The sequence below is a fragment of the Lysobacter sp. TY2-98 genome (genome assembly GCF_003367355.1).
Lineage (GTDB): Bacteria > Pseudomonadota > Gammaproteobacteria > Xanthomonadales > Xanthomonadaceae > Cognatilysobacter.
Window position 1 is genome coordinate 681,118 of the sequence record NZ_CP031413.1, and the last position, 13,426, is coordinate 694,543.

The 13,426-nt window shown below is 67.5% G+C and carries 14 protein-coding genes; 2 read left to right on the forward strand and 12 right to left on the reverse strand.

The genetic code is table 11. The features are described 5' to 3' along the window. Window positions 1–8: 8 nt before the first annotated feature. The gene (locus DWG18_RS03320; RefSeq protein ID WP_115645392.1) at window positions 9–266 is read right to left on the reverse strand and encodes a GlsB/YeaQ/YmgE family stress response membrane protein; all 258 of its coding nucleotides are present in this window, start codon (window positions 264–266) and stop codon (window positions 9–11) included. A gap of 118 nt (window positions 267–384) precedes the next feature. Continuing rightward, on the reverse strand, window positions 385–1,875 hold the full coding sequence (locus tag DWG18_RS03325) for a M20 family metallopeptidase (RefSeq protein WP_115645394.1): 1,491 nt from the start codon (window positions 1,873–1,875) through the stop codon (window positions 385–387). Window positions 1,876–2,153: 278 nt separating this feature from the next. Here DWG18_RS03325 and DWG18_RS03330 point away from each other — a divergent pair, with 278 nt between their 5' ends. Continuing rightward, window positions 2,154–2,432 carry a ComEA family DNA-binding protein gene (locus tag DWG18_RS03330; RefSeq protein WP_240318632.1) on the forward strand — a complete coding sequence of 93 codons (279 nt, stop codon included), beginning with the start codon at window positions 2,154–2,156 and terminating at the stop codon, window positions 2,430–2,432. Window positions 2,433–2,599: 167 nt separating this feature from the next. After that, entirely contained in the window at window positions 2,600–3,229 is a 630-nt protein-coding gene (locus DWG18_RS03335; RefSeq protein ID WP_115645398.1) for a HutD family protein, read from the forward strand. A gap of 10 nt (window positions 3,230–3,239) precedes the next feature. Here the strand turns inward: DWG18_RS03335 and DWG18_RS03340 are convergent, their stop codons facing one another. From DWG18_RS03340 to DWG18_RS03385, 10 genes are all read right to left on the reverse strand, one after another. Next, entirely contained in the window at window positions 3,240–3,890 is a 651-nt protein-coding gene (locus tag DWG18_RS03340) for a PepSY-associated TM helix domain-containing protein (RefSeq protein ID WP_115645400.1), read from the reverse strand. Between the two features lie 51 nt (window positions 3,891–3,941). Then, on the reverse strand, window positions 3,942–4,625 hold the full coding sequence (locus tag DWG18_RS03345; RefSeq protein ID WP_115645402.1) for a Fe2+-dependent dioxygenase: 684 nt from the start codon (window positions 4,623–4,625) through the stop codon (window positions 3,942–3,944). Between the two features lie 2 nt (window positions 4,626–4,627). Continuing rightward, window positions 4,628–6,934 carry a catecholate siderophore receptor Fiu gene (locus DWG18_RS03350; protein WP_115645404.1) on the reverse strand — a complete coding sequence of 769 codons (2,307 nt, stop codon included), beginning with the start codon at window positions 6,932–6,934 and terminating at the stop codon, window positions 4,628–4,630. Window positions 6,935–7,078: 144 nt separating this feature from the next. Beyond that, window positions 7,079–7,399 carry a non-heme iron oxygenase ferredoxin subunit gene (locus DWG18_RS03355; RefSeq protein ID WP_115645406.1) on the reverse strand — a complete coding sequence of 107 codons (321 nt, stop codon included), beginning with the start codon at window positions 7,397–7,399 and terminating at the stop codon, window positions 7,079–7,081. A 2-nt stretch (window positions 7,400–7,401) separates the two neighbouring features. After that, complete coding sequence (locus DWG18_RS03360) at window positions 7,402–7,956, reverse strand: GNAT family N-acetyltransferase (protein ID WP_115645408.1); 555 nt, start codon at window positions 7,954–7,956, stop codon at window positions 7,402–7,404. A gap of 4 nt (window positions 7,957–7,960) precedes the next feature. Further along, on the reverse strand, window positions 7,961–9,199 hold the full coding sequence (locus DWG18_RS03365; protein WP_115645410.1) for a cysteine desulfurase: 1,239 nt from the start codon (window positions 9,197–9,199) through the stop codon (window positions 7,961–7,963). Beyond that, window positions 9,196–10,488 carry a Fe-S cluster assembly protein SufD gene (gene sufD / locus DWG18_RS03370; RefSeq protein WP_115645412.1) on the reverse strand — a complete coding sequence of 431 codons (1,293 nt, stop codon included), beginning with the start codon at window positions 10,486–10,488 and terminating at the stop codon, window positions 9,196–9,198. The genes DWG18_RS03365 and sufD overlap by 4 nt, the downstream gene beginning before the upstream one ends. Before the next feature lies 1 nt (window position 10,489). Continuing rightward, window positions 10,490–11,254 carry a Fe-S cluster assembly ATPase SufC gene (gene sufC, locus DWG18_RS03375; protein ID WP_115645414.1) on the reverse strand — a complete coding sequence of 255 codons (765 nt, stop codon included), beginning with the start codon at window positions 11,252–11,254 and terminating at the stop codon, window positions 10,490–10,492. Window positions 11,255–11,396: 142 nt separating this feature from the next. Beyond that, complete coding sequence (gene sufB / locus DWG18_RS03380; RefSeq protein ID WP_115645416.1) at window positions 11,397–12,845, reverse strand: Fe-S cluster assembly protein SufB; 1,449 nt, start codon at window positions 12,843–12,845, stop codon at window positions 11,397–11,399. A gap of 7 nt (window positions 12,846–12,852) precedes the next feature. Then, the gene (locus DWG18_RS03385) at window positions 12,853–13,308 is read right to left on the reverse strand and encodes an SUF system Fe-S cluster assembly regulator (protein WP_115645418.1); all 456 of its coding nucleotides are present in this window, start codon (window positions 13,306–13,308) and stop codon (window positions 12,853–12,855) included. Between the last annotated feature and the right edge of the window lie 118 nt (window positions 13,309–13,426).

The following is a 13,426-nucleotide window of genomic DNA, read 5'->3' on the forward strand; positions in this document are numbered from 1 at the left end:
GCGGCTGATCAACGCATCGGCTGATCGCGCGGCGGCGTGCGTCGCGTGATCCGCTGGTAGATGGCGATCAGCACGATCGCGCTGACGATCGCGGCCACCCACGCGAGAAAGCCGGTGCGGACGAAATAGCCGCCGATGGCCGCGCCGCCTGCGCCGATCAGGATCGTCATGATCAGACCCATCGGGTCCGGGCCCGGCTTCAACAGGCGCGCGAGCACGCCGATGATCGCGCCGCCGATCAGGTAACCGAAGAAGCCGTGGAACATGGCGATGCCTCCGTCAGGAGTCGCCATCGTCCGGCAGCGTCCGTTCGCGGGATGTCGAAAACGCGAACGGCGGACCTTCGCAGGCCCGCCGTTCGTCAGCCACGCATCGAATCCAACGTCAGCAGCAGCCGTGGTTACCGCGTTCTTGGCCGCCGGCAACCGCGGCGACGCCCGTGGTCTCGCCGCGCTGCGAGGCCAGGTGATGCTGGTGCAGCACGTTCGACACGCAGGCGGTGACGCGCTTGCCCATCGGGATGTGCAGGAATTCGTTCGGGCCGTGCGCGTTGCTGTGCGGGCCCAGCACGCCGGTGATCATGAACTGCGCGCCCGGGAACTTCTCGCCGAGCATGCCCATGAACGGAATGCTGCCGCCTTCGCCCATGTACATCGCGGGCTGGCCGAAGAATTCGCGGCTCGCGCCGTCGATCGCACCGTGCAGCCATGACAACATCGCCGGTGCGTTCCAGCCCGTGCTCGCCTTCTCGAGTTCGAGCGTGACGTGCGCCCCGTACGGCGGATTCTCCGTCAGCGCCTTTTCGAGCAGCTCGCCCGCGCGCTTGCCGTCGAGCGTGGGCGGCAGGCGCAGCGACAGCTTCACCGCGGTGAACGGACGCAGCACGTTGCCGGCCGACGACAACGGCGGCAAGCCGTCCGCGCCCGTCACCGACAGCGCGGGGCGCCACGTGCGGTTGAGCACGAGTTCCGTCAGGTCGTCCGCCATCGGCGTCATGCCGTCGAGGAACGGGAACTTGTCGAACACCGCCGTGTCGAGCACGCGCGCGGCTTCCTTCGCCTGCGCGAGGCGCTCGGCCGGCACTTCGACATGCATGCCTTCGATGGTGATGCGGCCCGAGTCTTCGTCTTCGATGCGCGACAGCAGGTCGCGCAGGATGCGGAAGCTCGACGGCACGATGCCCGACGCGTCGCCCGAATGGACGCCTTCGCTGAGCACGCGCACGGTGAGGTTGCCGCCGGCGAGGCCGCGCAGCGACGTCGTGCACCAGAGCTGCTCGTAGTTGCCGCAGCCCGAATCGAGGCAGACCACCAGCGACGGCTTGCCGATGCGCGGCGCGAGGTGGTCGACATAGGCGGGAAGGTCGTAGCTGCCGGATTCCTCGCAGGCTTCGATCAGGATCACGCAGCGCGAATGCGGCAGCCCCTGCTCGCGCAGCGCCATGATCGCGGTGAGCGAGCCGAAGATCGCGTAGCCGTCGTCGGCACCGCCGCGGCCATACAGGCGGTCGCCCTTGATGACCGGCGTCCACGGGCCGAGGTCGTCGTCCCAGCCCGTCATCTCGGGCTGCTTGTCCATGTGGCCGTAGAGCAGCACGCAGTCGTCGTTGCTGCCGCCGTTCGCGGCGGGCACTTCGACGTAGATCAGCGGCGTGCGGCCTTCGAGGCGCACGACTTCGAGCGTCATGCCCTCGATCTTCTGGGCCGAAGCCCAGCGCTCCATCAGCGCGATGGCCTGGTCGATGTAGCCGTGGGCGACCCAGTCGGCGTCGAACATGGGCGACTTGCAAGGGATGCGGATGTAGTCGACCAGCTGCGGAACGATCTCGTCGTCCCACTTCTTCGACACGAATGCTTCGACGCGGCGGGCGTCCATGGAGGCCTCGGGGGGAGGTGAAAAGCGGTCGACCATTCTACCGCCCGGGTGTTTCGGACTTTTCCTACATGACGGCACGGAGTTTCCCGTCGCGGGACGGGTGGACGACCGATCGGACGCAGCGGGCGGGACCGGGAGACTGTCCTCACCGGCCAGCACGGCCACTTACCGACAAGGACCTCGTCATGAAGCTCGCCCGCCTCCTCCAGACCCTCGCCCTCTCGCTGGCCTTCACGGGCGCCGCGATTGCCGCCACTCCGGCTGCCCCGGCCCGTGCCATGGCCGCCCCGGCGGTGGAGCGCGTCAACATCAACACCGCCGACGCCGCCACGCTCGATCGCGTGCTGGTCAACGTCGGCCCGGCGAAGGCGCAGGAGATCGTCGCCTACCGCAAGACCAATGGCCCGTTCCGCACCGTCGACCAGCTCGCGCTGGTGAAGGGCATCGGCCTCAAGACCATCGAGAAGAACCGCGACCGCATCGTGCTCGGCGCCGTGCCGGCGCGCCCGGCCACCGCCGGCCACGCCGCACCGCGCGCCGCCAGCCTGCAGCGCTGAGGTACCGCACCGGTCGCAGGGACGACGGCCGGCAGGCAAGGACGCCTGGCATCCGGGGACGGACCCCGACAAGGACGTACGCCGCCGGCGGGCAGGGAAGCCCGTCGGCGGTTTCGTGGGAGTGAGGCGCGTCGGCATACTGGCTTCGCCCATCGCACGAACGCGCCATGTCCGCACAGTCCCGCGTCATCCCTTCGTACGACTACGTCCGCACGCGCTGGCGCAACGGCACGGGCTGGACCCGCGAGATCCACGCCGAACCGTCCGGCGACGGCGGCGATTGGGACTGGCGCCTGTCGATCGCCGAGATCACCGCGGACGGTCCGTTCTCTGCGTTTCCCGGCATCGACCGCGAGCTCGTGCTGTTGTCAGGCGAAGGCGTGCGGCTGCGTTTCGACGATGGCGAAGTCGCCGACGTGCTGCCGCCGCACGGGCGACACCGTTTCGCCGGCGAGCGCGCCATTCAGGGCGAACTCGTCGACGGCCCGACGCATGACTTCAATCTGATGTGGCGGCGCGATCGCTACGACGCCGAGCTGTGGCGACGCCCGCTGGTGGGCGCGATGGTGGTGTTCGCCGAGCCCGGCTCGACATGGGTGGTGCATCTGCTCGCCGGTCACGCGCGTTTTGCCGATAAAAGCGGTCTGCCGGATCTCGCGATGGGCGACACCGCCATCCTGCAGGCCGCTGACGATCGCCTGCGTCATGTGCTCGACGGCGCAGGCGAGGCATTGCTGATCCGGTTGTCGCCGCTCGCGGCGAGGGGCGGCCTCTGCTTGTCGCTCGAAAGCGACTAGCGCGCTGCGCTTACGCCAGCGCGAGGCCCAATGCGGCGACGAACACCAGCGTCGCCATGCCCATCACGCTGAACACCATGTCCTTCGGCGTGCGGCCGCGTGCCCACAGCCAGATGCCCGACAGCCCGAGCAGCACCATGCCGATCGCGAAGCTGGTCTGGAGCACGCGCCAGAACAGACCACCGCTGACGCCCTTGTGCAGCCGGAGCAGGGCGGCCAGCGGCGACTGCTCGCTGCGCTTGAGTTCCGCAGTGAGGTTGCCCGGCACGTAGTCGAACGACCACGAATGGCGCGCGCTGCCGCCCGACAGTGACCACTTCGCCGGTTGCTTCACGTCGCGCCCTTCGACGCGACCGCCTTCCGGTCGACCACCGCGCACGCTCGTCGCGTCGAGCTGGTACGCGCTGCGCAGCCAGTTCGCGAGCGCCTTCGGGTTCGCACGCGCATCGGCCGGCACTTCGATCGTCAACGTACCGGTCTCGCGCGACTTGCCCTGCGGCCATGCGCTGTCGCCCATGCGATTGGCGAGGAACAGGCCGGTCAGGCCGAACAGCACGGCGGCGAGCGCGCCCCACGCACCCACCCACAGATGGATCTGTCGCACCCAGCGATAGACGCCGTTGCGCGTGGTGGAGCGGGGCTTGGCAGGGTTCGGATTCATGAGCTCGTACGTCGTCGATATTGGTTGAGGCGCAGCGTCGCAGGCGTGGAATCAGGTCTCGGCCCAGCGCCGCAAAAGGTTGTGATAGATGCCGGTGAGTCGAAGTAGAGACTCGCGGTCTGCGCCGGTTGCGGTGAGCGTCTGGATCGACGAATCGAGCTCGAACAACGTGCGACGCTGGCTGTCGTCGCGCACCAGACTCTGGATCCAGAAGAACGACGCCAGCCGCTCCCCGCGCGTCACCGGCGTGACCCGATGCAGGCTGCTCGACGGATAGACGATCGCATCGCCCGCGGCGAGTTTCACCTCGTGCTCGCCGTAGGTGTCGTGGATGATCAGCTCGCCGCCGTCGTAGTCCTCGGGTTCGTTGAGGAACAGCGTGCATGAGATGTCGCTACGGATCGGCTGCGATGGCGCACCATCGACAGACATCACCGCGCCATCGACATGGAAGCCGTATTCGCCGCCACCGCGATAGCGATTGAAGCGCGGCGGGAAGATGCGTGCGGGCAGCGTCGCCGCATGGAAGAGCGGATTGCGCGACACCGCGTCGAGCACCAGCGCAGCGAGGCGCTGGCGCAGCGGCGACGTGTCCGGCAACTGCTCGTTCCGCTTCACCTGCGCGCCCTGCGGACCGACGGTCGCGCGACCGTCGGTCCAGTCGGCCTCGACGAGCGCCCGACGCATCTGCGCCAGCGTGTCGCCATCGAGAACGCCGGGCACGTGCAGGAGCATCGTCAGAACCTCACGTTGAAGGTCAGCAGCGCCGAACGCGGCTGGCCGGGCGTATAGCGATAGCCGCTCTTGTTGATGGCTGCAACGTAGTCGGTGTCGGCGAGGTTGTAGAGGTTGAGTCGGACGTCCAAGGCCTCGCTGAATGCATAGCTCGCGACTGCGTCGAACACCCAGTAATCACCCGTCGACGCCGGCGTGCCGATCGCACCGTCCGTGCCGCGCTTCATCTCACCCGAATAGCGCGCGCCGCCGCCGAGCGTCAGGCCGTTGTCGAAGCGATACGTCGTCCACGCGGTGAATGCGCGGTCCGGCGTGTAGGGCACGGCGTTCGAACCGTCACGCGCGACGCTCGGGCCCTTGAGCACTTCCGCGTCCATCTTCGTGTAGCCCGCGGACACCCACCACTGCTTCGTGAGCTGACCGACCGCGCTCAGTTCGATGCCGCGCACGCGCTTCTCGCCGGCTTGCTGGTACTGCGTGCCGCTCGACGGATCGGGTATGACTTCGTTCTCGATGCGCGTGTCGTACAGCGCTGCGGTGAGCAGCAGCGCGTCGTCCGAGAAGCTCCACTTGCCGCCGATTTCCGCGGTGCTCGTCTTCTGTGGGGCGTAGCCCGGCTTGTTCGGGCTGTTGGCCGCGCCGCTGAGTTCAAGCGTCGAGCCGCCCGGTGGCTGGTAGGACACGGCGTAATTCGCGTACAGGCTCGACGCCGGCGTCGGCTTGTACAGCGCGCCGACCTTCCAGTTCACCAGCGTGTCCGAGTCGCCGCTGTTGAGGTAGGGCAGGACGGTTCCCACGGGTGCACCGTTGCATGCCGGCGAGTTCGACGTCGCACTGACGGTCGCAATGCAGGCGCGCGCATTACGGTAGTGGCTGTCGTAGCGATCGAATCGAAGGCCGCCGTTGACCTGCCACTGTTCGCCAAAGCTGATCGTGTCGAAGGCGTAGGCCGCGATCGTGTTGACGCGGCCGTAGCTGTCCGCGCCGTTGTGGCCCCAGACCAGACCGGTGACGTTCGGATCGGGGTGGTAGAGATTCGCCGCCGGCCACGTGGTGCCGTTGAGAGGCGCGACGCCGCGCTGGTCGAGCGTTTCGCGAACGAATTCCACGCCCGTGCTGAGGTCGTGCCGCACCGCGCCTTCACCGAAATGCGTGACCAGGCTGGTCTGGTTCGTGACGATCGAATTGACCTGGTCCTTGAAGGTCGGATTGCTGCGCGCCAGCGTCCACGTCGACATGTCGTTCGGGTCCGGCGTCTTGAGATTCGCCGCAGTCGCCGTGAACGATGTCAGCATGTAGTCCTGCGATGTGCGGCCCCAGCGCGTGATGTTGCGCAGCTGTGAACCGTTGTCGGTCATGTGTTCGACGCGCAGCGTCGCCATGTCCGCGTTGACGTGGTCGAAGTCGGACGTCGTGCCGTAGAAGTGGGTCGAATCGACGCGGGGCGCGCTGGAAATGTACGGGCGCGTCGGATCCGGCGACGAGTAGCCGGGCAGGCCGATCGTGGGCACCCAGCCATCCGGAATGTTGTCCTGTTTCACGTGCAGCAGGTCGAGATGCGTGCGCGTCGGGCCGTCGAGGCCGAAGCCCAGCGACGCGGCGACGCCCCAGCGATCGTTGTGCACGCGATCGCGCCCAGGCACGCCGCTGTCCTGTGCCATCAGGTTGACGCGCAGTGCCGTGCTGTCACTCAGGTGACGGTTGAAGTCGGCGACGCCGCGCAGCTGATCGTCCGTACCGACCGACAGCGAAGCGCTGTTCGCGTCGCGCAGGTTTGCGCGCTTGGTGACGAGGTTGATCGAACCGGTCGGTGAGCTGCGGCCGGTGTCGGTACCGGCCGGGCCCTTGGTGACTTCGATCTGATCGACGTTGAACACGTCACGGCTGACCGCGCCCAGATCGCGGATCCCATCCACGAAAATGTTGCCCGACGTGTCGAAGCCGCGCATGTAGATGGCGTCGCCGGTGCTGGTCGCGCCGTTTTCGCCGGCGTAGAAGGTGCCGACGCCCGGGCTGTTGCGCAGCGCTTCGGTCAGCGACGTCGCGCCCTGTTCGTTGAACAGGTCGTTGCCGATTACGTTGATCGTCTGCGTCGTGTCGACCAGCGTCTGCGTGAATTTCGCCGAGCTGGCCTCGCCGTTGTACCGCTTGGTGCGCGCGCCGTAGACCTTGACGCGGTCGAGCGTCTCCTTGTCGTCCGGCGCCGGGCTGGCGGCGGTGGCATTGAAGGTCGCGCCGAGCGCGAGACCGGCAAGCAGCGACGCGCCGAGGGCGCGCGGGGCGTGCTTGCGACTCCTGATGTGGGCCATGGGATCCGTTGATCGTGAAAGGGCTGCCGGGCTCGCGGGTGACCGGCCGTGGCGCTATTGAAACGCAATTAAGAATGATTCGCAATTGCGAATTGAGCGCAGGCGGTGGACTGGCGGACCGGCGCCGTCAGGCACACAGCGGATTTAGCGGTCGTCGCGTGTCCAGATCACGCCGTCGACCACCTCGACGGGGAACTTCGCGACGGGCAGGTACGCCGGGCCGCAGAGCGCGCGGCCGCTGCGCAGGTCGAAACGCGCGCCATGCAGCACGCACTCGACGACACCTTCGTCGGCATCGACGGGGCCGGCCGAGAGCTCGTAGTCCTCGTGCGTGCACTGGTCGAGCAGGGCGTAGAAATCGCCCTCGAGGTTCACGACGAGGATGGGCGTGTCGCCGTCCCAGACGACGCGGTGCTCGCCGGGCAGGATTTCGCTGATGGTTCCGACGCGCGCCCAGCCATCCATGGTCAGCGACGGGACGCGGCGCGAGCCGGCGCGCGCTTTTCGAGGACCTCGAAGCGGAGGTCGTCACGCCGCGGCTGCCCGAAGCGTTCGTCGCCGTAGGGGAAGGGCTTCTTGATGCCCGTCCGCACGTAGCCGCGGCGCTCGTAGAAGGCAATGAGTTCGTCGCGCACGTCGATCACCGTCATGCGCATCGCCGGCAGGCCCCAGTGATTGAAGACCATGCGCTCCGCGCGCGCGAGCAGCTGTTTGCCGACGCCGCCGCCCTGAAGCGTAGGTCGCACCGAAAACATGCCGAAATAGCCGTTGCCGTCCTCCTGTGCGACGTGCGCACACGCCACCGGTTCGCGGGTGGCCGCGTCGACGGCGAGGAGGACCACGCTGTCGGGGCGTGCGATGCACTCGCGCACATCGTCGGCGTCCGTTCGGCGGCCGTCGAGGAGGTCCGCTTCGGTCGTCCAGCCCGCACGGCTGGCGTCTCCGCGATAGGCGGACTCGACGAGCGCGACGATCGCGTCGGCGTCGCGTGGCGTGGCATTGCGAAAGCGCAGGTCGGTCATCGGATCACGCAAGCAGGCGGCGGACTTTGAGCAGGGCGGCGACGAAGGCGTCGATCTCCTCGTGCGTGTTGTAGAACGCGAACGAGGCGCGGCAGGTGGCCGGTACGCCGAAATGATGCATCAGCGGATGCGCGCAGTGATGGCCCGAGCGTACGGCGACGCCTTCGAGATCGAGCAGGGTGGCGAGATCGTGGGCGTGTGCACCTTCGACCAGGAAGCTGATCACCGCCGCCTTCTCGCGCGCATTGCCGAAAATGCGCAGGCCGTCGATCTTCGACAGTGCTTCGGTCGCGTGCGCGAGCAGTTCCTGTTCGCGCGCTTCGATCGCGGCCATGCCGATCGACGACAGGTAGTCGACCGCTGCACCGAGGCCGACGAAGCCGGCGATGTTCGGTGTGCCCGCTTCGAAGCGGTGCGGGGCGTCGTTGTAGACGGTGCCTTCGAAGCGGACCTCGCGGATCATTTCGCCGCCGCCGAGGAAGGGCGGCATCGAATGCAGATGTTCGCGACGGCCCCACAGCGCGCCGGTACCGGTCGGGCCGACCATCTTGTGGCCGGTGATCGCGTAGAAGTCGCAGCCGATGGAAGCGATGTCGAGCGTGCGGTGCGGTGCCGCCTGCGAGCCGTCGACCACCGTGACGATGTCGCGGCGGCGTGCTTCGCGACAGATCTCGCGGACGGGGTTTACCGTGCCGAGCACGTTGGAGACGTGCGTGAGGCCGAGCAGCTTCACCTCGGGCGTCAGCAGCGCATACAACGCTTCGAGGTCGATTTCGCCGCGTTCGTCGATCTCGGCGACCTTGATCACCGCGCCGGTGCGTTGGGCAACGATCTGCCACGGCACGATGTTCGCGTGGTGCTCCATGCGCGTGAGAACGATCACGTCGCCGGGCTTGAGCCACGGCAGCGCCCAGCTGTAGGCGACGAGATTGATCGCGAACGTCGTGCCGCTGCACAGCACCAGCTCATCAGCGCGCACATTGAGGAAGGTGGCGAGCTTGCGTCGCGCGCCTTCGTAGGCCTCGGTGGCCTCCGAGCCCAGCGCGTGCACGGCGCGGCTGACGTTCGCGTTATGCAGGCGGTAGAACGTGTCGACCGCGTCGATGACCTGCGCAGGCTTCTGCGAGGTATTGGCCGAGTCGAGATAGACCAGCGGCTTGCCATGGACCTCGCGCGTCAGCAGCGGGAAATCCGCTCGCACGCGGGCCCAGTCGATTGCGGGCGTGGCCATCGACGCGTTCATGGCGATTCCATCCGGGCGAGCGCGGCGTCGAGGCGCGCGGCGAGCAGGTCGCGCGTCGCACCGTCGTCGAGCACCGCCAGCGTCTCGCGGCAGAACGCAGCGGTCAGCAGGGCGCGTGCTTCATTCGACGGGATGCCGCGCGAACGCAGGTAGAACAGCGACGTCGGATCGAGCTGCCCGACCGTCGCGCCGTGCGCCGCCTGCACTTCGTCGGCGTGGATGACCAGCACCGGCTGCGAATCGATTTCGGCGGCGTCGGAGAGCAGCAGGTTCTTGTTCGACAGCGCGGCGTTGGTGCCGTCGGCGCCTTCTCGGATTTCGATGCCGCCGTGAAAGGCGGCACGCGAGCGGCCCGACGCGAGACCGCGCCAGACGAGCTCGCAGCGGCCGTCGCGACCGACGTGGTCGATGCCGAGGCGCGTATCGAGGTGCCGGCGCGCATCGCCGAGCAGCACGCCATTGGCATTCGTGCAGGCGCGATCGCCGTGCAGCGCGACATTGAGTTCATGGCGCGACAGGCCGGCGCCGAGTTCGAGATCGAGGCGGCGATAGACCGCGTCGCGTGCGAGCACGGCATCGGTGCGGGCGAACAGTTGCGCGCCACCAGCCTCGTCCTGCAGGCGCGCGTGCACGAGCTGGGCTTCGGGCTTGAGATGCGCATGAACGATCGACGTCGCGAGATTCGCGTGCAGACCGGCCGAGATCAGGTGCTCGACGATCTCCAGGCGGGCGCCTTGATGCAGGTCGACGAGATGACGGAGATGCGAGGCGACTTCGGTGCCGGTCGGTGCGCCGATCGTGACGAGATGAAGCGCGTGCTTCGCCTGCACGCCGGCATCGACGCGGACGATGGCGCCCTCGGTTGCGAGTGCGGCATTGAGACGCGCGAACGGTTCGTCGGCCCGCTCGAAGCGCCGGCCGAGGACGTTGCATTCACGCGAGTCGCCGCGTGCGAGCACCGCCGACAGGGGCTCGACGGTGACGCCGGTTTCAAGCGTGGACAGATCGCTCAGCTCGCCGGCGAACACGCCGTTGACGAACACGATGCGCGGCGCCGGGATCGAAGCAACCCATGCCGCATCGAAGGCCTGCGCTTCGTTCGCGGCGGCAAAACTTCGGCGCTCCAGCGGACGCAGGCTGGTGTACTTCCAGGCTTCGACGCGCGCGCCGGGCAGGCCGTCGCGACGCAGTGCTTCGAGTGCTTCGCGGCGTGCCGGACCGAGGCCGCCGGCCTCGCGCAGCGGCAGCGTGTCGAACGCGGCGGTCAGGGAGTCGAGCAGCGCGCTCATGTCAGGCGGCCGCTCCCGGCGCGATGCGGTCCTTCACCCATGCGTAGCCGTGTTCCTCCAGCTGCAGCGCGAGCTCGGGGCCGCCGGTCTCGACGATGCGGCCATCGGCCAGCACGTGGACGACGTCCGGGCGGATGTAGTCGAGCAGGCGCTGGTAGTGCGTGATCACGAGAAAGGCACGATCGGGCGAGCGCTGCGCGTTGACGCCGTCGGCGACGGCCTTGAGCGCGTCGATGTCGAGACCGGAATCGGTTTCGTCGAGGATCGCGAGCTTGGGCTCGAGCAGCGCGAGCTGGAAGATCTCGTTGCGCTTCTTCTCGCCGCCGGAGAAACCTTCGTTGACGCCGCGATGCAGCAGCTCGTCCTTCAGGTGCAGGACGGCAAGCTTCTCGCGCACCTTCTTCAGGAACTGCATCGAATCGAGTTCCGACTCGCCGCGCGCCTTGCGCTGCGCGTTGAGCGCGGCACGCAGGAAGTAGGTGTTGTTCACGCCCGGGATTTCGACCGGGTACTGGAAGGCGAGGAAGACACCGGCCGCAGCGCGTTCTTCGGGTTCGAGTGCGAGCAGGTCGCGGCCTTCGAACTCGATCGTGCCGTCGACCACTTCGTAGCCTTCGCGGCCGGCGAGCACGTTGCCGAGCGTCGACTTGCCCGCGCCGTTCGGGCCCATGATGGCGTGCACCTGTCCGGCGCCGACCTCCAGCGTGAGGCCCTTGAGGATGTCCTTGCCTGCGACGCGGACGTGGAGGTTGTCGATCTTCAGCATTGTCGTGTTTCGCTTCCCGTGATCTGCGTAGCCGTCCGTGGCGCGACGTTCGTCGCTTCGGGTTACCCCGGCCCGGGCGTCCTGCCCGGGCCTTCGTGACCGCAGCGAATGCCTTTTTTTGGCGTTCGCTGGGCGCGGTCTCTCACCCGACGGATCCTTCGAGGCTGACTTCCAGCAGCTTCTTCGCCTCGACGGCGAACTCCATCGGCAGTTCCTTGAACACCGACTTGCAGAAGCCGTCGACGATCATCGACACCGCGTCTTCCTGACTGATGCCACGGGACCGGCAATAGAACATCTGGTCCTCGCTGATCTTCGACGTCGTCGCCTCGTGCTCGACCTTCGCGCCCGGGTTGCGCACCTCGATGTACGGGAAGGTGTGCGCGCCGCACTTCTTGCCGATCAGCAGCGAATCGCACTGCGTATAGTTGCGCGCGTCCGCCGCGGTGCGTTCGACACGCACCAGGCCGCGGTACGTGTTCTGCCCGCGACCGGCACTGATGCCCTTGCTCACGATCTTGCTCTTCGTGCGCTTGCCGACGTGGATCATCTTGGTGCCGGTGTCGGCCTGCTGGCGGTGGTGCGTGAGCGCGACCGAATAGAACTCGCCGACCGAGTCGTCACCCAGAAGCACGCAGCTCGGGTACTTCCAGGTGATCGCCGAGCCGGTTTCGACCTGCGTCCAGCTGATCTTCGACTTCGCGCCGCGGCACTCGCCGCGCTTGGTCACGAAGTTATAGATGCCGCCGACGCCGTTCTCGTCGCCCGGATACCAGTTCTGCACGGTGCTGTACTTGATCTCGGCGCCTTCGAGCGCGACGAGTTCGACGACGGCCGCGTGAAGCTGGTTCTCGTCGCGCATCGGCGCGGTGCAGCCTTCGAGATAACTGACGTACGCGTTGTCCTCGCAGACGATCAGCGTGCGCTCGAACTGGCCGGTCTCGCTGGCGTTGATGCGGAAGTAGGTCGACAGCTCCATCGGGCAGCGCACACCCTTCGGAATGAAGACGAAACTGCCATCCGAGAACACCGCGGAGTTGAGCGCCGCGAAGAAGTTGTCGCCGACCGGCACCACGCTGCCGAGGTACTGGCGCACGAGTTCGGGGTATTCGCGGATCGCCTCGGACATCGAGCAGAAGATCACGCCCTTGTCGGCGAGCTCCTTGCGGAACGTCGTGCCCACCGACACGGAGTCGAACACCGCATCGACCGCCACGCCCGCGAGCTTGGCGCGCTCGTGCAGCGGCACGCCGAGCTTGTCGTAGGTGTCGAGCAGCTCCTGCGGGACTTCGTCCAGCGACTTGTACTTCGGGCCCTTCGGCGCGGAGTAGTAGCTCAGCGCCTGGAAGTCGATGGGCGCGATCTCGAGCTTCGCCCAGTGCGGCGCGGTCATCGTCAGCCAATGGCGATAGGCGGCCAGGCGCCAGTCGGTCATCCACTCGGGCTCGTCCTTCTTCGCGGACAGCGCGCGGATGATGTCCTCGTTCAGGCCGGGCGGCAGCGTCTCCGACTCGATGTCGGTGACGAAGCCGGCGTCGTAGCGTCGACCGAGCTGCTGGTGGATCTCGGCATTGGCGATCAGGTCGGTCATTCGGTCCTCAAACGTTCGCGAGGCGGAGGTCGATGCGACGGCGCGCGGCGCCCGTGTCGATCTCCGGCTCCAGCATGTCCTGCAGGGTGATGCCGCTCAGCGACTGCACGATCACGTCGTTGATGCGCCGCCAGTTGCGGCGGATTCCGCAGGACGATTCGATGCCGCACTGGCCGTCGTGCACGCTGCACTCGGTCACCGCGAGCGGGCCTTCCATCGCCTCGATCACGTCGATCAGCGCGATGTCGCGGGCCGGGCGCGCCAGGCGGTAGCCGCCGTGCGCGCCGCGGAAGCCTTCGACCAACGTCGCCTGCGCAAGCGGCTTGAGCACCTTGCTGACGGTGGTGGCTTCCAGTCCCGCCCGCTCGGCGATTTCGGTCGCGCTCAGTACTTCGCCGCGTGCGGCGGCGAGGACCGTGAGCACGACGGTCGCGTAGTCGGTGAGCTTGGTGACCCGGAGCATGCGCGGGGCCTCGTCCAGGGCGGTTCGAATCGGTACCGGAATTGTACGATTTGACGGTCGGCCGCGCCACGGCGGCCCTTCACAGGGTTCAGGGCCCACGCGGCGTGATGACCTGCGG